The sequence below is a fragment of the Halomonas sp. ND22Bw genome (assembly GCF_003011945.1).
Lineage (GTDB): Bacteria > Pseudomonadota > Gammaproteobacteria > Pseudomonadales > Halomonadaceae > Halomonas > Halomonas halophila.
Genome location: NZ_PXWD01001288.1, coordinates 1 through 255 on the forward strand (window position 1 = coordinate 1; position 255 = coordinate 255).

Annotated in this window: 1 protein-coding gene; it reads right to left on the reverse strand. The window is 71.0% G+C overall.

The features are described from left to right. A partial coding sequence (locus tag CVH10_RS22335) for a hypothetical protein (protein ID WP_219925012.1) occupies positions 1 to 255 on the reverse strand: 255 nt, incomplete at both ends.

A 255-nucleotide genomic window follows, 5' to 3' on the forward strand; every position in this document is an offset into this window, starting at 1 on the left:
GGGCCGAAGGCGACCATGCCGTGCAGGTAGGGCACGTCGGCCGCCTGTGGCAGGGCGGCCAGCGCGAGCCGCAGCATGCCCGGCCCGTCGCCGCGGTTGAAGCAGTGGTACTGGCCGAGCTTCACCGACACCAGGTCGCGTGGATGCGCGTGTGCCTGTTCCTCGTGCAAGGCGATCGCACGGGTGATGTCGCCGTCGATCCAGGCGGCAACGGCGGCGATGAAGCGTTGCTCGCGTGCCGTCGCGCGTGATGCG